The sequence below is a fragment of the Aeromicrobium senzhongii genome, from assembly GCF_014334735.1.
Taxonomy (GTDB): Bacteria; Actinomycetota; Actinomycetes; order Propionibacteriales; family Nocardioidaceae; genus Aeromicrobium; species Aeromicrobium senzhongii.
This window is the reverse complement of the sequence record NZ_CP060587.1, coordinates 2,643,400-2,664,894: the sequence shown is the minus strand read 5'-3', so window position 1 is coordinate 2,664,894 and position 21,495 is coordinate 2,643,400. Positions and strand designations below refer to the sequence as shown.

Annotated in this window: 17 protein-coding genes; 14 read left to right on the top strand and 3 right to left on the bottom strand. The window is 71.2% G+C overall.

Annotated features, from left to right (window positions below; translation table 11 throughout):
- Positions 1-33 precede the first annotated feature (33 nt).
- The 6 genes from H9L21_RS13120 (at position 34) to H9L21_RS13095 (ending at position 5,271) form a co-directional block, all read left to right on the top strand.
- Positions 34-1,638 (top strand): AMP-binding protein, encoded by a 1,605-nt coding sequence (locus H9L21_RS13120; protein ID WP_154596535.1) that lies wholly within the window; start codon positions 34-36, stop codon positions 1,636-1,638.
- 4 nt (positions 1,639-1,642) lie between these two features.
- Positions 1,643-2,101, top strand: a complete 459-nt coding sequence (locus H9L21_RS13115) for a type II toxin-antitoxin system PemK/MazF family toxin (RefSeq protein WP_187411559.1) — start codon at positions 1,643-1,645, stop codon at positions 2,099-2,101.
- On the top strand, positions 2,098-3,084 hold the full coding sequence (locus H9L21_RS13110) for a YihY/virulence factor BrkB family protein (protein WP_154596536.1): 987 nt from the start codon (positions 2,098-2,100) through the stop codon (positions 3,082-3,084). Before H9L21_RS13115 ends, H9L21_RS13110 begins: the two co-directional genes overlap by 4 nt.
- Before the next feature lie 87 nt (positions 3,085-3,171).
- The gene (locus H9L21_RS13105; protein ID WP_154596537.1) at positions 3,172-3,567 is read left to right on the top strand and encodes a cold-shock protein; all 396 of its coding nucleotides are present in this window, start codon (positions 3,172-3,174) and stop codon (positions 3,565-3,567) included.
- 4 nt (positions 3,568-3,571) lie between these two features.
- On the top strand, positions 3,572-4,489 hold the full coding sequence (locus tag H9L21_RS13100) for an AEC family transporter (protein ID WP_154596538.1): 918 nt from the start codon (positions 3,572-3,574) through the stop codon (positions 4,487-4,489).
- Between the two features lie 59 nt (positions 4,490-4,548).
- Positions 4,549-5,271 carry a DUF3027 domain-containing protein gene (locus tag H9L21_RS13095; protein ID WP_154596539.1) on the top strand — a complete coding sequence of 241 codons (723 nt, stop codon included), beginning with the start codon at positions 4,549-4,551 and terminating at the stop codon, positions 5,269-5,271.
- A 40-nt stretch (positions 5,272-5,311) separates the two neighbouring features.
- Here H9L21_RS13095 and H9L21_RS13090 read toward each other — a convergent pair whose 3' ends face one another.
- Entirely contained in the window at positions 5,312-5,815 is a 504-nt protein-coding gene (locus H9L21_RS13090; RefSeq protein ID WP_187411558.1) for a hypothetical protein, read from the bottom strand.
- 41 nt (positions 5,816-5,856) lie between these two features.
- Here H9L21_RS13090 and H9L21_RS13085 point away from each other — a divergent pair, with 41 nt between their 5' ends.
- Both H9L21_RS13085 and H9L21_RS13080 read left to right on the top strand, forming a co-directional pair.
- On the top strand, positions 5,857-6,903 hold the full coding sequence (locus tag H9L21_RS13085; protein ID WP_154596540.1) for a hypothetical protein: 1,047 nt from the start codon (positions 5,857-5,859) through the stop codon (positions 6,901-6,903).
- A gap of 4 nt (positions 6,904-6,907) precedes the next feature.
- Positions 6,908-7,426: a gamma carbonic anhydrase family protein gene (locus H9L21_RS13080; RefSeq protein WP_154596541.1), complete on the top strand. Its 519-nt coding sequence runs from the start codon at positions 6,908-6,910 to the stop codon at positions 7,424-7,426.
- On the opposite strand, the gene serC is transcribed toward H9L21_RS13080, so the two are convergent.
- Entirely contained in the window at positions 7,423-8,535 is a 1,113-nt protein-coding gene (gene serC, locus H9L21_RS13075; RefSeq protein WP_187411557.1) for a phosphoserine transaminase, read from the bottom strand. The genes H9L21_RS13080 and serC overlap by 4 nt on opposite strands.
- A 74-nt stretch (positions 8,536-8,609) precedes the next feature.
- Here serC and H9L21_RS13070 point away from each other — a divergent pair, with 74 nt between their 5' ends.
- The 5 genes from H9L21_RS13070 to H9L21_RS13050 are packed head-to-tail and all read left to right on the top strand — an operon-like array spanning position 8,610 to position 15,744.
- The gene (locus H9L21_RS13070) at positions 8,610-10,397 is read left to right on the top strand and encodes a methylmalonyl-CoA mutase family protein (RefSeq protein ID WP_230081551.1); all 1,788 of its coding nucleotides are present in this window, start codon (positions 8,610-8,612) and stop codon (positions 10,395-10,397) included.
- Entirely contained in the window at positions 10,394-12,511 is a 2,118-nt protein-coding gene (gene scpA, locus H9L21_RS13065) for a methylmalonyl-CoA mutase (RefSeq protein ID WP_154596543.1), read from the top strand. The genes H9L21_RS13070 and scpA overlap by 4 nt, the downstream gene beginning before the upstream one ends.
- Positions 12,512-12,543: 32 nt before the next feature.
- Positions 12,544-13,893 carry a hypothetical protein gene (locus tag H9L21_RS13060; protein ID WP_154596544.1) on the top strand — a complete coding sequence of 450 codons (1,350 nt, stop codon included), beginning with the start codon at positions 12,544-12,546 and terminating at the stop codon, positions 13,891-13,893.
- Between the two features lie 20 nt (positions 13,894-13,913).
- Positions 13,914-14,897 (top strand): methylmalonyl Co-A mutase-associated GTPase MeaB, encoded by a 984-nt coding sequence (meaB, locus tag H9L21_RS13055; protein WP_187411556.1) that lies wholly within the window; start codon positions 13,914-13,916, stop codon positions 14,895-14,897.
- A 52-nt stretch (positions 14,898-14,949) separates the two neighbouring features.
- Positions 14,950-15,744 carry a transglutaminase-like domain-containing protein gene (locus H9L21_RS13050; protein ID WP_187411555.1) on the top strand — a complete coding sequence of 265 codons (795 nt, stop codon included), beginning with the start codon at positions 14,950-14,952 and terminating at the stop codon, positions 15,742-15,744.
- Positions 15,745-15,894: 150 nt separating this feature from the next.
- Here H9L21_RS13050 and H9L21_RS13045 read toward each other — a convergent pair whose 3' ends face one another.
- Positions 15,895-17,964: an acyltransferase family protein gene (locus tag H9L21_RS13045; RefSeq protein ID WP_187411554.1), complete on the bottom strand. Its 2,070-nt coding sequence runs from the start codon at positions 17,962-17,964 to the stop codon at positions 15,895-15,897.
- Positions 17,965-18,093: 129 nt separating this feature from the next.
- Here H9L21_RS13045 and H9L21_RS13040 point away from each other — a divergent pair, with 129 nt between their 5' ends.
- Positions 18,094-21,423 carry a CDP-glycerol glycerophosphotransferase family protein gene (locus H9L21_RS13040; protein WP_187411553.1) on the top strand — a complete coding sequence of 1,110 codons (3,330 nt, stop codon included), beginning with the start codon at positions 18,094-18,096 and terminating at the stop codon, positions 21,421-21,423.
- Positions 21,424-21,495: the final 72 nt, after the last annotated feature.

Here is a 21,495-nt window from a genome sequence, read left to right as displayed (position 1 = left end):
GATACTGCCGTTTTGACTGTTAGGCTCCGGTCCATGGGTGATCTGGGTTACAAACTGAAGGTGCTGCGGCGCATGGGTGTCATCAAGGCACTTCCGCCCCACAAGATGATCGGCGCTGCGCGCCAACTCAAGAAGTGGGGCCCTGGCCTCCCTTCCGGTGTCAACGCCGCCGCCAAGCGCTACCCCAAGCAGGTCGCGATCATCGACGACGCCGGCGAGATCACCTACGAGAACTTCGCCAAGCAGATCAACCAGTTCACCGAGGTGCTGCGCGACCGCGGACTCCAGCCGGGCGACTCCGTCGCCGTGCTGTGCCGCAACCATCGCTACCTGGTGATCGCGCTCACCGCGGTCATGCAGCTCGGTGGCCGCATCCTGCTGCTCAACACCATGTCCAGCCGCGCCCAGCTGACCGACCTGGCCGAGCGTGAGGGCGCCGAGCTGCTCATCCTCGACCAGGAGTTCCTGCCGCTGGTCGAGGACGTGCGTCGCAGCCGGCTGATGCTGGCGTGGGCCGGCCGGGACGCGCCCGACGACCTGCCGTCGATCGAGTCGGCGACCGCCAACCAGCCCTCCGGCGACCAGCCGCTGCCGGCCCGGCACGGCGAGATCATCATCTTCACGTCCGGCACGACGGGCCTGCCCAAGGGCGCCAAGCGCAAGGAGCCCGAGGACCTCAAGCCGGTGCTCGCGTTCTTCGGCTCGATCCCGTATCGCAGCAACTCGGTGGTCGCGATCGGTGCGCCGCTGTTCCACTCCTGGGGCCTGATCAACCTGGGCTTCGGCATGTCGACGTGCCCCACGTTCGTGTTCCGGCGTCGGTTCAGCCCCGAGCAGACGCTGCGCGACATCGAGAAGTACAAGGTCGAGGTCCTGGTCGTCGTGCCGCTCATGCTCCAGCGCATGGTCAAGGCCGACCCCCAGGTCGTCAAGGACACCGACGTGTCGAGCCTGAAGATCACGGCGTCCAGCGGCTCGGCCCTGGCCGGCGACCTGGCCCTGCACTTCATGGACATGTTCACCGACTCGATCTACAACTTCTACGGCGCGACCGAGACCAGCTGGATCACGATCGCCGACCCGAAGGATCTGCGGGCTGCGCCCGGTACGGCCGGCCGCGTCCCGTGGCGCACGACCGTCAAGATCCTCGACCACGACGGCATCGAGGTGCCCCAGGGCGACATCGGCGTCATCCACGTCGTGAACGACATGCCCTTCGGCGGGTACACCGACGGTCGCAACAAGTCCTTCCACTCCGGTCTCATGGACTCGGGCGACCTCGGCTACTTCGACGAGGAAGGTCGACTCTTCGTGGCCGGCCGCGACGACGACATGATCATCTCCGGCGGCGAGAACGTCTTCCCGCGCGAGCTGGAGGACTGCCTCGTCGAGCACCCCGAGGTCGCCGACGTGGTCGTCACCGGCATCGCCGACCCCGAGTGGGGCCAGCGCCTGGCCGCCTACGTGGTGCGCAAGGAGGGCAGCGGCGTCACCGCCGACGACCTCGTGCAGTACGCCAAGGACAACGTGGCCCGCTCGGCCGTCCCGCGCGGGGTCATGTTCCTCGACACCTTGCCGCGCAACCCCACGGGCAAGGTCATGAAGCGTCAGCTGCCCGCCTTCGAGACGACAGTCTGATCCGGTGCCCCGCCGGGGTCTGGCCGGTGTCCTGCGGCGGCTCGCCGGCGTCGGTCGCGCCCCTGCGTCGCCGACCGCCGGCCTCGACACGACGTGGGCCGGCGACCGTGACGGGCGCCCCGACCCGGGCGAGATCGTCTGGACCTGGGTGCCCTACGAGGACGATCCCCGCCGCGGCAAGGACCGGCCGGTCCTGCTGGTCGGCCGCCGGGCGGACGGCACCCTGGTGGCCCTGCAGATGACGTCGCAGGACCACGACCCGGACGCCGCCCAGGAGGCTCGGGCCGGCCGCTTGTGGATGGACATCGGCTCCGGGCCCTGGGACGCCCAGGGCCGGCCGAGCGAGGTCCGGCTCAACCGGTTGATCGAGGTGCGCGAGGACGACGTCCGCCGAGAAGGCGCCGTGCTGTCCCGCGAGGTGTACGAGGGCGTCCTGCGCGCTGCGCGACAATACCTGTCATGAGCATCGTCGCCCGGGTCGACCGCTATCAGCGGAAGCACCCGGTCGTCGGCTTCCCGATCGCCGTCGTCTACAAGTTCTTCGACGACCAGGGTCCCTACCTGGCGGCGATCATGACGTACTACGCCTTCATCGCGATCTTCCCGTTGATGCTGATCGCCACGTCGGTCCTGGGCTTCGTGCTGCAGGACGACCTCGACCTGCAGCAGGATCTGCTCGACACGGCGCTGGGTCAGTTCCCGATCGTCGGCGACCAGCTGGGCCGCCCGGAGGGCCTCACCGGCAGCACCACCGCGATCGTGGTGGGCACGGTCGCCGCGCTCTACGGGGCGCTCGGCGTCGGGCAGTCGACCCAGAACGCCGGGAACGTCGCCTGGGGCGTTCCCCGCAACAGCCGGCCCAACCCGATCGTCATGCGGCTGCGCAGCGTCGTGGTGCTGAGCATCGGCGGTCTCGGCATCGGCGTCATCGCCGTCGTCCAGTCGATCGTGGACAACCCCCAGGTCGTCGGCATCGACCACCTGCCCGACCTCGGCCTGCTGGTCCGCTTCGTCGGTCTGCTCGTGTCGTGGGGGATCTTCATCACCGTGTTCAAGCTCGTGAGCCTGCGCCGGGCGTCCTGGCGGTCGGTGCTGCCGGGCTCGCTGTTCTGCGCGCTGGGCTGGCAGCTGCTGCAGTACGTCGGCGACGCGTACGTGCAGCGGGTGATCGTGCGGGCGTCGTCGATGAACCAGACCTTCGCGCTCGTCCTCGGACTGATCGCCCTGCTGTTCCTGCTGACGTCGATCATCGTGATCGGTCTGGAGATCAACGTCGTGCGCCGGCGCCGGCTCTACCCTCGCGCCCTGCTGACTCCCTTCACCGACAACGTGGTGCTCACCGAGGGCGATCGACGCGCCTACGCCCAGTACGCGCGGATGCAGCGGCACAAGGGATTCCAGACCATCTCCGTCGACTTCGACAGCGACGACGACACGGAGCCGTGACGGGATCCGGGCAGCAGCGGGACCCGCTCCGGGCCCGGAGGCCACTAGACTGCAGACGTTGCACCCGGCGAACGCAAAGGAACGGTCATGCCCACCGGCAAGGTGAAGTGGTACGACCCCGAGAAGGGGTTCGGTTTCCTCAGTCGTGAGGACGGCGACGACGTCTACGTGCGGTCCGACGCGCTCCCCGACGGCGTCACCACGCTCAAGGCCGGCACGCGCGTCGAGTTCGGCATCGCCGCCGGCCGCCGCGGCGACCAGGCGCTCCAGGTGCGCGTGCTCGACCCCACCCCCTCGGTGGCCCAGGCGCAGGCCCAGGCGCGACGGAAGTCTCCCGAGGAGATGGTCGTCATCGTCGAGGACCTCGTGAACCTCCTGGACGGCCTGGGCGAGGGCTACCGGCACGGCCGGCACCCCGAGGGCAAGCGCGCCCGCCAGGTCGCGCAGCTGCTGCGTCGCCTCGCGGCCGACCTCGACGCCTGATCGGGTGACCGGAGCGCTCGAGGGCTTCGCGGTCATCGGCGCCCTCATCGCGGTGGGCTACGTCCTGGCCGCGACGGGGGTGCTCGACGCCGCCAGCCAGGTCGTGCTCTCGCGCCTCGTCTACTTCGTCGCCACTCCGGCGCTGCTGATCGACGTCCTGGGCTCGACCGACCTCGGCACGGTCTTCGGTCCGTGGTTCGTGGTCGCCGTCGCCGCGGTGGTGGGCAGCCTCGCGGTCTACCTGCCGTGGGCCCGCTGGCGTGGTCGCGCGCGACGCGACGCCGTGGTGGGCGGACTCTCGTCGTCGTACGCCAACGCCGGGTACCTCGGCCTGCCGATCGCGGGATTCGTCCTGGGCGACGCGGCGTTCGCGCTGCCGACGATGGTGCTGCAGCTGACCATCTACGCGCCGCTCGCGCTGACCTTCCTGAGCATGGACGCCGGCGTCCGAGCCACCCCGTGGTCGTTCGTCCAGGCAGGGCTGCGCAACCCGGTCTCGGTCGCGGCGGTCATCGGGGTGCTGCTGTCGCTGGCGCACGTGGAGATGCCGCGCGTCGTGGCCGAGCCGATCTCGCTGCTGGGGGCGATGGCCATTCCGAGTGCTCTGCTGGCCTACGGCGTCGCGTTGCGCTTCGGGCCCCGGGTCGGGCACGGCAACGGCCGTGAGGTCGCCTTCGTCTCCGTCCTCAAGCTCGCGTGGCAACCGCTCGTCGCGTACCTGGTGGCCCGGTACGCGCTCGATCTCAGCGCACACGAGACCGCCGGGGTCACCCTGATGGCGGCGTTGCCCACGGCGCAGAACGTGTTCGTGTACGCCTCGCGGTTCGGGCACGCGACGGTCCTGGCCCGTGACTGCGTGGCGGTGACGACGGTGGCGTCGCTGCCCGTGCTCGTCGTGCTGGCGGCCGTGCTCGTGCCGTGACCCCTGCGGCGGACCGGCCGGGTTGGTCCGGTATGGGCCGGTGAGGGACAATCGGAGGCATGAGCACGGTGACCTCCCACGCACGCGCGGCCCTCGACGAGAGCCTCGACGACGGCACCGTCGGTGATCACCTCGGCACCACCGAGGAGGCGCCGGGGCTGCTGACCGAGCGCTTCGCGTGCCTGCTGCCCGGATACCGCGGCTGGTACTGGGCGGTCAGCGTGTGCGTGCTGGACGACCACACCACCGTCAACGACATCGTGCTGCTGCCCGGCGACGAGGCGATCGTCGCTCCGGCATGGACGCCCTACCGCGAGCGGATCCGTCCCGGCGACCTCGGTCCCGGCGACGTGCTGCCGCCCGAGGAGGACGACATCCGGCTCGTCCCGGCCTGGTCGGCCGGCGACGGCGACGGAACCGGCGTGGTCGACCGTCACTTCGCCCGCGAGATCGGTCTCGGTCGCGAGTGGGTCCTCTCCCTCGAAGGACGCGAGGACGCCGCCGAGCGCTGGTACGAGGGCGACGCCGGACCCGACACCCCGATCGCCAAGCAGGCGCCGGGCGTCTGCGGCACGTGCGGGTTCCTCGTCTCCCTGGCCGGCGACCTGTCCGACCGGTTCGGCGTGTGCGCGAACAAGATGGCGAACGCCGACGGACGCGTCGTCGCGCTGACCCACGGGTGCGGTGCGCACTCGGGCAGCCGGCCCAAGCGCTCGTCGTCGGCCTCGAAGCTGCCGGACCCGGTCTACGACACGATCAGCGTGCAGGTCGAGGAGTTCTGAGCCCGTCGTGCCTGCTGCGATGGTGCGAGGCCGTGGGGCCTCAGTTCCTGCGACGCCGTCCGATCGGTCGCTCGGTCGGCTCGCTGCTCTCGGCCGGCGGGGCGACCTCGGCCTGCTGAGCGCGCGGGGCGCGGGTCTTCTCGGCCCGGGGAGCCTTCGCGGGCTTGGCGGGCTTGGCGGGCTTGGCGGCCCTCGGGGTCGTCGTGACCTCGGGCGTCTTCTTCGCCGCGGGCGCCTCCGCCTGCCGCTCGAGCAGCGCGTCGCGGCGTCGCTTGCAGAACTCGATGCCCATGAGGCCCAGCCCCAGCCCGGCGATCGCCGTCCAGAGCCACCACGTGCGACCCTGCTCCTGCAGGTTGCCCCAGAACGGCAGCAGGGCGATCGCCACGATGCCCCAGCCGATCGTGCCGATGGTCATCGTGCGGACGCCGTCGACGTCCATGGGCTCGACGTCCGCCACGCGATGGGTCGTGCGGCCGAACTCCAGCTCCGTGACCTCGGGGCGGCCCAGGTCGGGGATGCGCGACTTCTTCGTACGGGCCATGCCCCCACGATAGCCCGCAGCCCGGGAAGGAAGGTGCGCGTGTGAATCCCCGTCATCGCCGCTTGTTGATCCCCGGGCTGCTGCTCGCCCTGATCGTCGTGGTCGTCGTGGCATCGCTGATCGACCGGGCGGACGCTGCCGTCGCCGAGCCGGTGACGACGCTCTCGGACCCCAGGATCACCGAGTCGAGCGGCCTGGCCGTCAGCACCGCCGAGGACGATCTGGCCTACACGGTCAACGACTCGGGGAATGCTGCCGAGGTCTTCGCCGTCGATCTCACGACCGGTGCGGTCGTCGGAGTCACCACCGTCCGCGCGCAGTTCCGCGACGTCGAGGCGCTGGCCCTGCGCGACGGCACGCTGTGGATCGGCGACATCGGCGACAACCGGGCCGAGCGCGGTGACCTCGCCCTCTACGCCATCGAGGAGCCCGGCCGTACGACGGCCACGGTCGACGCGCGCCGCTTCCCCGTCTCGCTCGAGGGCGGCCCCGCCGACGTCGAGGCGCTGCTGGCCCCGCCGGAGTCCGACCGGCTGCAGGTCGTCACGAAGTCGCTCGCCGATGCGACCGTCCTGATGCTCTCCGAGGGCGACCTCGACGTGGGCCGGACCACCGAGTTCGAGCAGACGGCCTCGGGTCTTCCGGCGCTGGTCACCGACGGCGCCTACTCGCGCGACGGCTCGCGGGTCACGCTGCTGTCCTACGGCTCGCTGTGGTCGATCGACCCCGCCGACTGGAGCGTCGTCGGCAGCGGTTCGCTGCCGCCGCTGGAGCAGTCCGAGACCGTGGCGTTCGTGTCCGACGACGCGGTGCTCGTCGGCAGCGAGGGCGCCGACTCGCCCCTGTACCGGCTCGCCCTGCCGTCCGGAGGTGCCGCGACCCGGGATCCGGACACGGTGGCCACCGCCACGCCCGAGCCGACGTCGTCCACCGCGCCGGTGACCGGCGCGGATGAGGCGTCCGATGACGTGGTCGACGGCCGCACCCTCGTCGTGGGTGGGATCGGCGCCGCAGGCCTCGTCGCGGTGCTGGTGTTCCTCGTGGTCCGCCGGGGGCGTTCGGGAGGCTCGCGCCGGGCGCTACGGTGACGCCATGAAGATCGCTCTGGGAGACAGGTCACCGCAGGTCCACGAGTCGGCGTTCGTCGCCCCCACCGCCACCCTGGTGGGATCGGTCGTCCTCGAGGAGGGCTCCAGCGTCTGGTACGGCGCCGTCCTGCGTGCCGACAACGAGCCGATCACGATCGGCCCGCGCAGCAACGTCCAGGACAACTGCGTCTTCCACGTCGACCAGGGCAAGCCGCTGACCCTCGGTGAGGGCGTCTCGGTGGGCCACGGCGCGATCATCCACGGAGCCACGGTCGGCGATCACGTGCTGGTCGGGATGGGCGCCACGATCCTCAACGGCGCCGAGATCGGCGACGAGTGCCTCATCGCCGCCAATGCCCTGGTGCCGCAGGGCGCCGTGATCCCGCCGCGTTCCCTCGTGGCCGGGGTTCCCGGCAAGGTCCGCCGCGAGCTGACCGACGACGAGGTCGCCACGCTGCACCTCAATGCGGCCATCTACGAGGAGCACCGCGAGCTGCACCGCTCCGGGATCGTCGTCGACTAGCGCGCGAGCCGCTCGACCACGTGGTCGATGCAGCGCGTCAGCGCGGTGACGTCGTCGGGCTCGATCGCCGGGAACATCGCGATGCGCAGCTGGTTGCGGCCCAGGCCCCGGTAGCCGGCCACGTCGACGATGCCGTTCTCGCGCAGGGCGGCCACGACGTCGGCGGCAGCGACGCCGTCGAGGTCGATCGTGCCCACGACGAGGGAGCGATCGGCGGGGTCGGGGACGAAGGGCGTCGCGAAGGCGCTGGCCTCGGCCCAGGCGTAGAGCCGCTGTGACGAGTCCGTCGTGCGCGAGACGGCCCAGTCCAGGCCGCCGTTGCCGTTGAGCCAGCGCAGCTGCTGGTCCATCAGGAACAACGTCGCGACGGCCGGGGTGTTGTAGGTCTGGTCCTTCAGCGAGTTGTCGATCGCCGTCGGCAGGTCGAGGAACCCGGGGATGTGACGACCCGATGCCTTGATCCGGTGCGCGCGCTCGATGGCGGCGGGGGACATGAGCGCGATCCACAGACCACCGTCGGACGCGAAGCCCTTCTGCGGCGCGAAGTAGTAGACGTCGGTCTGCGCCACGTCGACCGGCAGGCCCGCTGCGCCGGAGGTCGCGTCGACGAGGACGAGTGCCCCGTCGTCGATCCCCTCCGGGCGGCGCACCGGCACCATGACGCCGGTCGAGGTCTCGTTGTGCGCCCAGGCGTAGACGTCGATCCCGGCCGTCGCGTGCGGCTCGGGATGGGTGGAGAAGTCCGACTCGAGCAGCTCGGGGTCCTCCAGGAACGGCGCCGCGGCGACCGCCCGGGCGAACTTGGTGGTGAACTCACCGTGCACGAGGTGCTGGCTGCGGCGCTCGACCAGACCGAACATGGCGGCGTCGAAGAACGCGTGCGACCCGCCCAGGCCCAGGACCACCTCGTAGCCCTCGGGCAGGGAGAACAGCTCGCCCAGTCCCTCGCGCAGGCTGCCCACCAGCGCCTTGACCGGTGCGGCCCGGTGCGAGGTGCCCATCAGCGAGTCGCCGGTGTTCGCGAGGGCGGCCAGCGCCTCGGGGCGCACCTTGGAGGGACCGGAGCCGAAGCGTCCGTCGCCGGGCAGGAGTTCGTCGGGGATCTGCACGACGTCATTGTCGCAGCCGCCCTCGGAACGATGCGTTGAACCGTCCACGGATGCGGGCGGCTACCATGCCACGCATGGCAGCAGACGACCCCGTGGTGCCCCTCGCGGAGGGCATCGAGCACGACCAGTCGCAGTGGGAGAAGGCCAAGGCGGCCGTCCTGCGCAAGACGCGCCGGCTCGCTGAGGACGCCCCCGACTCCGAGGTGTGGTCCGTCCTGACGACCACCACGCTCGACGGCCTCAGCATCACCCCGCTGGGCACGCCCGAGCTCGTGTCGGACCTGCCCGAGACCGGACTGCCGGGCGAGGCGCCCTACACCCGCGGCTCCGGCACGGGCGATCCCGAGCTGACCGGCTGGGACATCCGCGGCTGGTTCACCGACCCCGAGACGACTCCGGCGGACCTGTCCACCGAGCTCGAGAACGGTGCCAACTCGCTGTGGCTCACGGTGGGGGAGCGCGGCATCGCCGCCGACCGCCTCGCCGAGCTGCTCGAGCCGGTCTTCCTCGATCTGGCGCCGGTGGTGCTGGACGCGCGCGAGGACGCCGTCGCCGCCGCCGAGGCGTTCCTGGCCGTCTGCCGTGACAAGGGCACCGACCCGCATCCGCTGACCAACCTCGGCGCGACGGGCACCGACCTCGACACCGTCGTCCGCGTGGCCACGCTCGCGAAGGAGGCCGGCGTCCGCGGCGTCGTCGTCGACGCCAGTGCGCTGCACGACCAGGGAGCCTCCGAGGTCCAGGAGCTCGCCTGGTCGATGATGGTCGCGGTGACGTACCTGCGTGCCCTCGAGGCCGCGGGATTCACGACCGACGAGGCCGCCGCTCAGCTGGAGTTCCGCTACGCGGCCACCGACGAGCAGTTCCCGACGATCGCCAAGCTCCGCGCGGCCCGTGCCCTGTGGAACCGAGTCGGCGAGATCAGCGGCATCGGCGCGCAGGCCCGCGCGCAGCGCCAGCACGCCGTCACCTCGCGCCCGATGATGGCGCGGTACGACTCGTACACGAACATGCTGCGCACCACGGTCGCCGGCTTCGCCGCGGGCGTCGGCGGCGCGGACGCCGTCACGGTCCTGCCGTTCGACGAGCCGCTCGGCCTCCCGACGCCGTTCAGCCGCCGCATCGCGCGCAACACCTCCAGCCTGCTGATCCACGAGTCGCACGTCGCCAAGGTCGTCGACCCGGCCGGCGGCGCGTACGCCGTCGAGAAGTTCACCGACGACCTCGCGATGGCCGCGTGGGCCCTGTTCTCCGAGCTCGACGGCCTCGACGAGCTCGAGGGCGTGGCCGACCTGGACGCCGCCGCCGACCGCCTCCGCCCGCTGGTGGAGGCGGTGCGCAACGACCGCGCGCTGCAGATCGCCCGCCGCCAGCGGCCGATCACCGGCGTCAGCGAGTTCCCGAACCCCGCCGAGAAGCTGCCCGAGCGCCGGCCGTACCCGGTCGAGCCGGACGTCTTCCGCTACGCCGGGGAGTTCGAGCAGATGCGCGACGAGCCCGCCGCGCAGCCGGTCTTCCTGGCCACGATGGGAACGATCGCGGCCCACACCGCCCGGGCGACCTTCGCCATCAACCTGTTGGCCGCCGGCGGGATCGGCATCGGTGCCGCCGGTGCCACCACCGACGTCGCCGACGTGGTCGACAAGTACCGCGAGGCCGGTGCGCCGTCGGTGGTGTGCCTGGCCGGGACCGACGCCGCCTACGGCGAGTGGGGTGCCGAGCTCGTCACGGCGCTGCGTGAGGCCGGCGCCTCGTACGTGATCGTCGCCGGAAAGTCCGACATCGGCCAGGACGCCTCGGCGGCCATGGGCCTGGACGCGCTGGCCTTCCTGCGCGCCCTGCGAGAGGAGCTGCAGAAATGAGCACCCCCCAGAGTTTCGCCGGTGAGCCGTGGCAGAGCCCCGAGGGCATCCCGGTCAAGCGGCTGTACACGCCCGAGGACCTGGCCGGGCTGGACGCGCTCGACACGTACCCGGGTCTGACCCCGTTCCTGCGCGGTCCCTACCCGGCGATGTACACGACCCAGCCGTGGACGATCCGCCAGTACGCCGGCTTCTCGACCGCCGAGGAGTCCAACGCGTTCTACCGCCGCAACCTGGCCGCGGGCCAGAAGGGCCTCTCGGTCGCGTTCGACCTGGCGACCCACCGCGGCTACGACTCCGACAACCCGCGCGTCGTCGGTGACGTCGGCATGGCGGGCGTCGCGATCGACTCGATCTACGACACGCGCACGCTGTTCGAGGGCATCCCCCTGGACCAGATGAGCGTCTCGATGACGATGAACGGTGCGGTGCTGCCGGTGCTGGCGCTGTTCATCGTGGCGGCCGAGGAGCAGGGCGTGAAGCCCGAGCAGCTGACCGGGACCATCCAGAACGACATCCTCAAGGAGTTCATGGTCCGGAACACGTACATCTACCCGCCGGCGCCCTCGATGCGGATCATCTCCGACATCTTCGCGTACACGGCGGCCAAGATGCCGCGGTTCAACTCCATCTCGATCTCCGGTTACCACATCCAGGAGGCCGGGGCGACGAACGACCTCGAGCTGGCCTACACGCTGGCCGACGGTGTCGAGTACATCCGCGCCGGCCTGGACGTGGGCCTGGACATCGACGCGTTCGCCCCGCGGCTGAGCTTCTTCTGGGCGATCGGCATGAACTTCTTCATGGAGGTCGCCAAGCTGCGCGCCGCCCGGGCCCTGTGGGCGCGGCTGGTCAGCGACTTCGACCCCAAGAACCCCAAGTCGCTGAGCCTGCGCACCCACTCGCAGACCTCGGGCTGGAGCCTCACGGCCCAGGACGTCTACAACAACGTCGGCCGTACGGCGATCGAGGCGATGGCGGCCACGCAGGGTCACACGCAGAGCCTGCACACCAACGCCCTGGACGAGGCCATCGCGCTGCCGACCGACTTCAGCGCCCGCATCGCCCGCAACACCCAGCTGCTGCTGCAGCAGGAGTCGGGCACGACCCAGACGATCGACCCCTGGGCCGGCTCGTACTACGTCGAGAAGCTGACGCACGATCTGGCCAACCGCGCCTGGGCGCACATCCAGGAGGTCGAGGCGGCCGGCGGCATGGCCAAGGCGATCGACGAGGGCATCCCGAAGATGCGCATCGAGGAGGCCGCGGCCCGCACCCAGGCCCGGATCGACTCCGGCCAGCAGGCCGTCATCGGCGTCAACACCTACCGGGTCCCCGACGAGGAGCCCTTCGAGGTCCTCAAGGTCGACAACAAGGCCGTGCTGGCCTCGCAGATCGCCAAGCTCGAGCGGCTGCGCGCCGAGCGCAACGACGACGACGTCCGCCGCGCGCTGGACGCCCTGACGGCTTCGGCCGAGCGCGGCGCCCAGCAGTCCGGTGGCGAGGGCTCGATGGACGGGAACCTGCTGAAACTGGCCGTCGACGCCGCGCGCGCCAAGGCCACCGTCGGCGAGATCAGCGACGCGCTCGAGAAGGTCTACGGGCGTCACCAAGCCGTCATCCGTACGATCTCGGGTGTGTACCGCACCGAAGCCGGCCAGGCGGGCAACGTCGCCAAGGTCATCGAGGCCACCGACGAGTTCGAGCGTGCCGAGGGCCGCCGCCCGCGCATCCTCGTGGCCAAGATGGGTCAGGACGGCCACGACCGCGGCCAGAAGGTCATCGTCACGGCGTTCGCCGACATGGGCTTCGACGTCGACGTGGGCCCGCTGTTCTCGACGCCGGAGGAGGTCGCCCAGCAGGCGGTCGACGCCGACGTCCACGTCGTGGGGGTCTCGTCCCTCGCGGCGGGTCACCTCACGCTGCTGCCGGCGTTGAAGGCCGCGCTCGAGGAGCAGGGTCGTCCCGACATCATGGTCGTCATCGGCGGGGTCATCCCGCCCGACGACGTCGCGACCCTCAAGGAGATGGGCGCTGCCGAGGTCTTCCTGCCCGGCACGGTCATCGCCGACTCCGCGCTCGACCTGCTGGCGCGCCTGCGTGAGGACGCCTGAGGGGTAACTGCCGGTTGCACTAGCATGCAGGCGTGGACGACCGCCTCGCGTTGATGGACCAGGGCTCGTTCCTGGGGCTGCGCGCCCTGGGACACCAGCCATGGACCTTCTTCACGTGGGTCTACGACCGTCCGGTCGACCTCGAGGCGTTGCAGCGCTTCAACGAGGCCCTCGCCGACACGTTGCTGGGCCGCCTCGTGCAGCGCTCGCCGCTGCCCGGCGGTCGGCATCGGTGGGTGGCCGTCGATGCGGTCCCGCCGCTCGAGGTCGAGCAGGTGCCGCGCTCGCGTGACGAGATCCACGACTGGACCGACGAGCTGGGCGATCGTGGCGTCGACCCCGAGCACGGTCCCGGCTGGCGCATCGGCGTGCTGCCGCTGACCGACGGCGGTACGGCGGTGGCCATGGTCTCGCCGCACGCGCTCGGCGACGGCCTCTGCAAGCTGGACGCCATCGCCGACGCCGTCAAGGGCGTCGCGCGTCGCCCCGCCTACCGGCCGCGCGGCGCCCGGCCGTGGCGCGAGCTGCTGTGGTCGGACCTCGTGACCTTCGTCCGCGAGCTGCCGGCGGTGGCCCGTGCGGTGATCGCCGGGATCGCGGTGGCGCGGGCCGAGTCCGCCGGGTCGGCGCCTGCGTCCTCCCCGACGCCGCAGCGGGAGTCCGCGGCGCTGCCGCCCGTCGAGGCCGCGTCGTTCCATCCCGCCGCAGCCTGCGTGCGCGTGACCCGGGCCGACTGGGAGGCCGCGGCGGCCCGGCTCGGTGGCACGAGCAACACCCTCGTGTCGGCCTTCGCGGCTCGCCTGGCGCAGCGGTTCGGTCGCACCGACGCCGACGGGCGGGTCGCGCTCGCCGTGCCCGTCAGCGTCCGGGTCGAGGGCGACACCCGTGCGAACGCGCTGGACTCGGTGACGGTCCACGCCGACCCCCGAGGGTTGGACCGGGATCTCACCGGCCTGCGGGCCGCCACCAAGACCGCGCTGCGCGAGCGGGCCGAACGCCCTCACGACATGCTCGCGGTGCTGCCCCTCGTGCCGATCACGCCGCCGGTCGTCGTGCGCCGGGCCGAGCAGCTGGCGATGGGGTCGACCTCGTCGCCCGTCGGCTGTTCCAACCACGGTCGGCTCGACCCGGCGATCATGCGCATCGACGGCGCAGCGCCCGTGGACTTCTGGGTGCGCTCCGCGGAGCCCGGACAGACGGCGGCCGAGCTGGACCGGCTCGGCGGCAAGCTCTACGTGCTGGCCGGTGGTGCGCTGGACGCGGTGTACCTCTCGGTGATCGCGCACCCGGTCGGTGGCGGACTCGACCGGCCCGAGCTGCATGATCACGTCGCCGCGACGCTGACCGACTTCGGGCTCACGCCCTCGTTCGTCACGCAGTGATCCCCGACTACGATGCAGGCGTGACGGACCTGACCCAGTTGATCGACGGTGTCCGCGAGGGCAGGAGGGCGGCGGTGTCGCGGGCCATCACCCTCGTCGAGTCCCGCCGGACCGACCACCGCACCGCCTCGCGCGAGCTGCTGGCCGAGCTCACGGCCGCGCCCGACTCGAAGGTCGGTGGTGCGGTGCGGGTCGGGATCTCCGGTGTCCCCGGAGTCGGCAAGTCGACATTCATCGAGGCGCTCGGCGTCCATCTGACCGGCCGCGGACATCGCGTCGGCGTCCTGGCCGTGGATCCGTCCAGCGTCCGCACGCGTGGCTCGGTCCTGGGCGACAAGACCCGCATGGTGCGCCTGTCGACCGATCCGAACGCCTACATCCGCCCGTCGCCCAGCGCCGGCAGTCTCGGCGGCGTCGCCCGGGCGACCAGCCAGGCGCTGACGGTCCTCGAGGCTGCCGGGTACGACGTCGTGCTGGTCGAGACCGTCGGCGTCGGCCAGTCCGAGATCACGGTCGCCGGCATGGTCGACACGTTCTTGTTCCTCACCCTGGCGCGCACCGGCGACCAGCTGCAGGGCATCAAGAAGGGCATCCTCGAGATCGCGGACGTCATCACCGTCAACAAGGCCGACGGCGAGCGGGCCCGCGAGGCGGAGTCGACCGCACGCGAGCTGGCCGGTGCCCTGCGCCTGGTGTACGCCGGCACCCAGGACTGGGTGCCCCCCGTGCTGACCTGCTCCGCCCTCGAGGGTTCGGGGATCGACACCGTCTGGAGTCGTGTCCTGCGGCACCGCGAGTTCATGGGCCAGCGCGGTGTGGCGAGCAAGCGCGCGCAGCAGCAGTTGGACTTCACGTGGGCGCTGGTGCGTGACGAGATCGAGCAGCGGCTGGCGACGGACGACTCCGTGGCGAAGGTCCGCGAGCGGGTGCGCGACGAGGTCCTGGCCGGTCGCTTGTCCCCGGCGGCGGCCGCCGACGAGATCCTCGACGCGTTCGATCACTGAGGGCCGGTCAGCGCAGCGCGCACTCTCGGGTCGGGCGTGCCAGCATGGACCGGTGAAGCGCACCGTCTCCGCCCATCTCGAACTGCACGCCTTCGACCGAGCCGACCTCGTCCTGTCCATCGCCGTGGCCGGCAACATCACGACCCAGAGCGAGACGCTGACCGTCGTCCAGAACGGCGTCGAGCTGGAGGCGCGGGAGATCGCGGGACGGCACGAGACGCGCCTGCACCGCATCGACGCGCCTCCCGGACCGATCACCATCGACTACGAGGCCGTCGTCGAGGGCCGTGCCCGGCCGATCGTCACCGAGGAGCTCGACATCATCGAGTACCGCCGGCCGAGCCGCTACGCCGAGTCGGACTCGCTCTTCGCGATCTCGCGCGCCGAGTTCAAGGGCCTGTCCGGCAAGCCGCTGCTGGACGCAGTGACCTCCTGGGTCGGCACCCAGCTGTCCTACGTGACCGGCAGCAGTCAGCCGACCGACGGAGCCGTGCAGACGATGCTGAAGCGCCAGGGTGTCTGCCGGGACTTCGCCCACCTCGTGATCGCCCTGCTGCGCGCGCACGACGTTCCGGCCCGGCTGGTCTCGGTCTACGCGCCGGGCCTGCAGCCGATGGACTTCCACGCGGTCGCCGAGGCGTACGTCGAGGGCGACTGGCACGTCGTCGATGCGACGTCGCTGGCCCCGCGCGAGACGATGCTGCGCATCGCGACGGGGATGGACGCCTCCGAGACGGCCTTCCTCTCGCAGCACCACGCGGCCGTCAATCTGAACCGCATGAACGTCACCGCCGTGGCCGACTCGCTGCCCAGTGACGACGTCACCGAGCTCGTCACCTTGGGCTGAACATGGCGTGACACGCCGAAAGAACCACGCAGATAGTTCCAAAGGACTACCTGATGGGTTAATGTCAACACATACGACTGCCGCGTCGTCGGATCGCCTCGGGGGGGCGATGCGGCGTCGCGGCAGTTCTTCTTCCGGTTCCCGCCGCGGTCAGGACGGTCGCGGCAGGGCGCCCATGCCGACCAGCCGGCGGTACACGTACGGCGTCATGGTGCGCACGTAGGTGACACTCAGGTGCGTGATGTCGCGGTAGACGTTCACCCCGCCGATGATGGCCGGGCAGGTCGTGCGATCGCAGTAGAACTGGCTCAGGTCCAGGGCCTGGGCGCCGTCGATGTGCTTGCCGGTCGCGAGGAACGCGTCGAAGTGACCCAGCGCCTCGTCGCGGTCGACGGCGCATGCGTCGGGCGTGATCTCGTCGAGCTGCGAGAGGCACTTCTGCGGCGACTTCGGCAGTCGGGGGTTGTCGCGGATCGCCACGATCCGGACGCCCTTCTCCAGAACAGGGCGCCAGACCGCCCCCATGCTCTCGACGCGCTCCTGCTGGGAGCCCGTGAGCATCTTGGCGTAGCCGGTCGTGAGGATCAGGTCCGTCTGCGGGGCCCGCTCCAGCAGCCAGGTCTGGAGGTTGTCCTTCCATTCCTGGCAGGTGCTGACGCGCAGCGGGTCCTCGTGCTCGATCTCGTCGCGGGTCCAGGCGCAGCTGCTCTTGAGCTGGGCCGACACGGTGATGAGCTTCTGGTCGGCCATCCGCACCAGGGCGGGCAGGAACGAGCGGGCGTGGGAGTCGCCCAGCAGCGTCACGTGCGGCAGTGACCGGTCCGAGAGGTCGCCGAAGGTGCAGTCGTTCAGCTCGGTGTCGTGGACGCCGGCGAAGCAGCCCGGGTAGCCCGAGGCGTAGTCCTCGGCGGCGGCCTCGGGACTGGGCACGAGCTGGTCGTCGAGCTCGGGGTTGTGGCAGGGCTTCTCGGGGTCGCGTGCCGCGGCGCCGAAGCACGGCGGCGCGTCCTCGACCAGCTGCTCGGCGACGCGTCCGGCCCGCTCCTCGGCGGCGACGGCGCTCTGGTGCCCCACGAGGCAGCCCGAGACGAGCACCGCGGCACCGCCGAGGGTGGCCAGGCCGGTGATCGCGGGCTTGCGCAGGCCGAAGCGATGGGTGAAGCGGATCGGGTCCTCGACCCACCGCTTGGTCGCCCAGGCGGCCGCGATCGTGAACACCAGGATCCCGATCCGCGGCGCGAGCCCGAGCTCGTGGCCCAGGACGTACGGCAGGATCACGATCGGCGGCCAGTGCCACAGGTACATCGAGTACGAGATCTCGCTGAGCTCGTGGGTGACCCGCCAGCGCATGAGGGGCGTGGGGGAGAGGCGGCCGGTCGGCTCGCCGGCCCAGATCACCGCGAGGGTCGCCACGACGGGCAGGATCGCCGCCGTGCCGGGGAACGGGGTCGTCTCGTCGTAGTTCAGACCGCACCAGGCGAGGGTGAGGAAGCCGGCCCACGAGAGCAGGAACGTGGGGCCGCCGCGCCGGACGGTGGCGCTGCCCATGACCAGCGCCAGCAGGGCTCCCGCCCCGAACTGCCAGGCGCGGGCGGGGGTGACGAAGTAGGCGGCCGGGGGATTGGCCTGGGTGATCCACAGCGAGTAGGCCAGGCTCGCGACGGTGGCCGTGCCGAGCACGATCCCCACCATGAGCCGGTGCGAACGGCCCAGTCGCACGGCCAGCACGGTGGCCAGCAGCACGAGCAGCGGCCACACCAGGTAGAACTGCTCCTCGATCGAGAGCGTCCAGTAGTGCTGCACCGCCGTGGGATCGGCGTCCGCCGCGAGATAGTCGACCGAGTCGGCGGCCAGGGCCCAGTTCTGGACGTACAGCGCCGAGGCGATGACCTCGGTGAAGTTCTGGCGCCACGTCGCCAGCGGCATCCACAGCCAGACGGCCAGGGCCGAGGCGCCCAGCACCAGATAGGCGGCCGGCAGCAGGCGGCGGGCCCGCCGGGCCCAGAAGCGGGCCAGGTCGATCCGGCCCGTGTCCGCCGTCTCGCGCAGCAGGTGCCCGGTGATGAGGAATCCGGAGATCACGAAGAAGACGTCGACCCCGATGTACCCGCCGGGCAGCCGTCCTGGCCACAGGTGGTACAGCACGACGAGCAGCACGGCGCAGGCTCGCAGAGCCGCGATTTCGGCACGGAACCGGTCACGGGGCGGGCTGGCGGGCACCGCACCACGATACGGGCTCGCCCCCAACGCCGCGTCCGCGGTCCACGGCGGGCGCACGGTGCGCGGGAGGCCGGCCCCACTAGACTCGGCATTCGCGTGCCAGCGAAGTCGACGGGAACCGAGGAGAGCATGCCTGACGTGGGTCGAGTGCGTCGTCGAGTCGCGGCGATGGTCCCCGAGAGCGTCAAGGACCGCATCCGCCGCGCCCGTGGCCAGGCCCCGGCGCCGCGGCCCCACGCCGAGCTCGTCGTGCGCCACGACGACGGCCGCATCGTCTACACCGGCGAGTTCCGCGACCCGGTGCGCGTGGTCGCCCTGGTCGTCCGGCCGGCCAGCCGGCTCGGTCAGGTCGCCCTGCGACTCGAGCAGGCCCCCGATCGGCACTTCTCCTTCGTCCTCGATCCCGCCGAGCTGTGGGAGGCCGGAGGCCGCGCCGCCGGCCGGTTCGACCTCTTCGTCGAGGTCGAGGGCAGTGGAGCCCAGCGCACCGAGCTGCGGCTGGGCCGGTTCGACCGCACCGACACCGCGGCCGCGATGGACCGGATCGACCTCGTCGGCGCCTCGTCGCCGTTCGGCGAGGAGGTGCACGCCTGGTCGCACGTCACCGACCAGGGCAACGTGTCCGTCCGGTACGCGCTCGAGCCCATCCGTCGCTTCGAGGTCGAGGGGCGTCGCCTCGAGGTCGGTCCGCGCGGGATCAGCGCCGACTTCGACCTCAAGACGTTCTCGCGGCCCGTCCGCGAGATGCACCTCGCGCTCGTGTGGCGGTTCTCGGGCACCACGCAGGAGATCCCGGTCACGGTCGAGCCGCGCGACGCCACGGCCGCGTACGGCCTGCACGAGTACCGGATCTCCTTCGACGTGCAGCCGGACGCTGTCGATGACGAGGAGCGCGAGGGGGTCATCGACCCGCACCTGGTGCTGGACCTCGACGGCTTCGACCTGCCCGTGCGCGTGCCCTTCGCCCAGAAGAGCTTCGCCCGGACCCGGCTGCGCGACCTGCCCGTTCCGACGCGCGGTGGCGGGCACGTCGACCAGTGGGTGCCGTACCTGACGTTCCGCGCCAAGCGACTGGCGTTCTGGTCCGAGCGGTTCACGGTCGCCAACCACGCCTACCTGCGCCGCCTCGTGCGCTGGGCGTGGCTGCTGGCCCCGATCCGCCCGTTCTCGGGCATCTGGCTGGTCGGCGAGGTGCCCTACAAGGCCCAGGACAACGGCTTCGCGCTCTTCCGCTGGATCCGCACGAACCGGCCCCGGCGTCGTGCCTACTACGTCATCGACGCCGACTCGCCCGACCGCGCCAAGGTCGAGCCCTTCGGGAACGTGGTCACGGCCCGGTCGCGCGACCACATCCGCTACACCGTCCTGGCCTCACGATTCGTGGGCAGCCACCACGCCGAGTACCTGCACGCCTCGCGCTCGACCACGCTCGCGCGGCACGCCCAGGGCCTGCGAGTCTTCCTGCAGCACGGCGTCACCGGCATGAAGAACGTGCGGCTCAACTACGGCCGCCTGCACATGCAGGAGATGCCGCCGGACCGCGCGGTCGTGAACTCGGCGGCCGAGAAGCAGATCTTCATCGAGGACCTCGACTACTTCCCGTCCCAGGTCAAGGTCACGGGCTTCGCCCGGTACGACACGCTGTTCGCCGGCGAGCCCACGGTGCGCCGCCGCCTGCTGGTCATGCCGACCTGGCGTGACTGGCTGTCCAGCCGCGAGAGCGTGCTGCAGAGCGCCTACCTCGCGCACTGGACCGAGTTCCTGAACGATCCGCAGATCCAGCGGCTGCGCCGCGAGGGTGTCGAGATCCTCATGGTGATGCACCCGAACCTGCGGGCCGTGGTCGACGAACTGCACCTCGAGGGCATCACGATCGCGCCGCGGGACGCGGACGTGCAGGAGCTGATCCGCACCAGCGCCGCGCTCGTCACCGACTACTCGAGCGTGGCGTGGGACGCCGCATTCCTGCGCCGCCCGGTGTTCTTCTTCCGGTTCGACGACGCGGTCCTCACCGGCGCCCGGACCCCGTTCATCGACGCGGCGACCGAGCTGCCGGGGCCGATCGCCCACCGCGCCGCCGACCTCGCGGCCGAGGTCGCCCGGTCCGCGGACGGCGACTTCGTGATGGACGAGCAGTACGCCCGCCGCGCCGCCAAGTACCTCGAGCTCCCGCCGACCGGCTACTGCGAGCGCAACTACGAGATGGTGCGCACCGCGGACGGCCTGTCCACGCGCCTGCTGCGGCTGCGGAACCGGCGCGGCGTGCGCGACGCGTTCCTGCGGTTCCGGGCCGGGCCGCACTACTACCGCGTCATGGGCTGGATGTTCCGCCTCGGCAGCCTGCTGCCGCGCCGCGACGTCGTCGTCTTCGAGAGCGACCGCGGCAACGCCTACGGCGGCAGCCCGCGGGCCCTCTTCGAGCGCCTCCACGAGCGCGGCACGCCGCTCGAGCTCTGGTACGTCAACAACTCCACGCTGCGCGTCCCGCCGGGCACGAACAAGGTCTTCCGGCTGACCCCGCGGTACTTCTGGACGCTGTCGCGAGCCCGCTACTGGGTGTTCAACCAGAACGTCCACGACCTGTGCAAGCGCCCGCGCGGCACGTACTACCTGCAGACCTGGCACGGTACGCCGCTGAAGCGGATGCAGAACGACGTCCCGGTCATGCACGGCCGCGCCGAGGACTACCACCGGAAGGCCCAGGAACTGGTCGAGCGCTGGTCGGCCCTGGTCTCGCCGAGCGAGTACGCCACCGCGGCGTTCCGCAGCGCCTTCGGGTTCACCGGGCCGATCATCGAGTCGGGCTATCCGGGCAACGACGTCTTCCACACCGAGGAGGGGCGCCGCCGCGCCCGCGAGACCCGGCTCCGCCTCGGCCTGGCCGAGGACCGCACGGTCGTGCTCTACGCGCCGACCTTCCGCGACGACGGTCGCGCCGCCGGCGCCAAGGGCGCGTGGGCCCACGACATGGCGCTCGATCTCGGTCGGTTCGCCGAGCGGCTCGGCTCGGACGTGACGCTGCTGGTGCGTCTGCACCCGCTGGTGAAGTTCACCTGGCCCAAGGACCTCGACGCGAGCATCGTCAACGTCTCGAAGTACCCCGACACCCAGGACCTGCTGCTGGTGGCCGACGCGCTCATCACCGACTACTCGTCGATCATGTTCGACTACGCCCAGCGGCAGCGGCCGATCATCTCGTACGTGTACGACCTGGAGCACTACCGCGACGACCTGCGGGGCTTCTACGTCGACCTCGAGGAGATCGCGCCCGGGCCGGTGGTGCGCACGAGCGACGAGGTCATCGACGCCGTGGCGAACCTGTCGGACCTCGAGACGCGGTACGCCGACCGGCTCGCGGCGTTCCGCGAGCGTTTCGGCAGCCTCGAGGACGGACACGCGTCCGACCGCGTCATCGACGCCGTCTTCACCGAGGCCGAGCGCGGCACACCGCCGGTCTGACCCGCGCCGGCGGGCTTGGTATCACCCCCGGTCCATCGGGCTCCTGAGCCGTACGGGCCACCCGGGCCCCGG

What these genes read in the sequence shown, in the direction of transcription:
- H9L21_RS13120 (WP_154596535.1), top strand. Translation starts at nt 34, where the DNA reads ATGGGTGATCTGGGTTACAAACTGAAGGTGCTGCGGCGCATGGGTGTC.
- H9L21_RS13110 (WP_154596536.1), top strand. Translation starts at nt 2,098, where the DNA reads ATGAGCATCGTCGCCCGGGTCGACCGCTATCAGCGGAAGCACCCGGTC.
- H9L21_RS13105 (WP_154596537.1), top strand. Translation starts at nt 3,172, where the DNA reads ATGCCCACCGGCAAGGTGAAGTGGTACGACCCCGAGAAGGGGTTCGGT.
- H9L21_RS13095 (WP_154596539.1), top strand. Translation starts at nt 4,549, where the DNA reads ATGAGCACGGTGACCTCCCACGCACGCGCGGCCCTCGACGAGAGCCTC.
- H9L21_RS13090 (WP_187411558.1), bottom strand. Translation starts at nt 5,815, where the DNA reads ATGGCCCGTACGAAGAAGTCGCGCATCCCCGACCTGGGCCGCCCCGAG.
- H9L21_RS13080 (WP_154596541.1), top strand. Translation starts at nt 6,908, where the DNA reads ATGAAGATCGCTCTGGGAGACAGGTCACCGCAGGTCCACGAGTCGGCG.
- H9L21_RS13070 (WP_230081551.1), top strand. Translation starts at nt 8,610, where the DNA reads ATGGCAGCAGACGACCCCGTGGTGCCCCTCGCGGAGGGCATCGAGCAC.
- scpA (WP_154596543.1), top strand. Translation starts at nt 10,394, where the DNA reads ATGAGCACCCCCCAGAGTTTCGCCGGTGAGCCGTGGCAGAGCCCCGAG.
- H9L21_RS13040 (WP_187411553.1), top strand. Translation starts at nt 18,094, where the DNA reads ATGCCTGACGTGGGTCGAGTGCGTCGTCGAGTCGCGGCGATGGTCCCC.